This window comes from Streptomyces litmocidini, assembly GCF_014649755.1.
Classification (GTDB): domain Bacteria; phylum Actinomycetota; class Actinomycetes; order Streptomycetales; family Streptomycetaceae; genus Streptomyces; species Streptomyces litmocidini.
Window position 1 is genome coordinate 1 of sequence record NZ_BMTQ01000070.1, and the last position, 967, is coordinate 967.

Consider the following 967-nt stretch of genomic DNA (forward strand, 5'->3'; position numbering starts at 1 on the left):
CGGCGTCCAGCGCCGCCTGCGCGGCCTTCGCGGCCGCCTCGATCGTCAGGTGCGTCGAGGTCCGGAGGCCGCCGCCGTCCGCGTCGGCCATGACGGCGGCGGGGGCCGCGGCCGGGGCGGCGGCGTTCGCGGAGACCACGCCGAAGGTACCGGCGGCGACGACAGCGGCGGCGGTGGCACCGAGGAGGATCTTCTTCATGAGGGACTCCGTGGAGAAGTGAGGAGGAGAGGGGGAGGAGAAGCTGTCGAGCGGTTCGTTCCTTCGCTCTGCCTCCATCCTCGGGCCGGAACCGACGCCCACCGGTCCACGGACCGGCTGCCCTCCGCGCGCGCACCGGACGACGCGCCTGTCAGCCGATCGGTTGATGCCCCACTGGTCCCGCCGGGCCACCATGGAGGAATACACGCAGGTCAGAAGGCAGGAAGGCGGCACGGTGACCCGGCCCACGGAGCACGACCCGGACGCCCGCCGGCTCGCACGGGTCATGCACATCGCGTTCTTCCTGCTGCTCGGCGCCTCCCTCGCCCGCTTCCTGCTGCGGCACGACTGGGAGGCCCGCAGCCCCTGGATCGTCGCCCTCACCGGCGCGCTCGCCTCCCTCTACCTCCTCGGCCCGGTGCTCGGCACCCGCGCCACCCCGCGCCGGATCGCCTGGCTGGGCACGGTCGTCGCCGTCTGGGTCCTCCTCGTCGTCCTCGCGCCCAGCTTCGCCTGGTGCGCGGTGCCGCTCTTCTACACGGGCCTGCGCACCCTCCCGCCGCGCGCCGCGCTCGGCCTGGTCGCCCTGCTCACCTCGTTCGTGGTCTTCGCCCAGGTCCAGCTCTCGCACGGCGGCTGGGACCCCAACCTGATCGTCGCCCCGCCGGCCGTCGCCGCCCTCGCCACCGGCGTCTTCGTGTACTCCGACCGGCAGGCCGCACGGCAGCGGGCGCTCATCGACGACCTGATCCGCACCCGCCGGGAACT

The 967-nt window shown here is 74.1% G+C and carries 2 pseudogenes; one reads left to right on the forward strand and one right to left on the reverse strand.

The features are described from left to right. A pseudogene (locus IE180_RS35985) lies at positions 1–199 on the reverse strand (heme-binding protein); the annotation flags it as partial. 286 nt (positions 200–485) lie between these two features. Between IE180_RS35985 and IE180_RS35990 the strand changes: the two are divergent. Continuing rightward, a pseudogene (locus IE180_RS35990) lies at positions 486–967 on the forward strand (sensor histidine kinase); the annotation flags it as partial.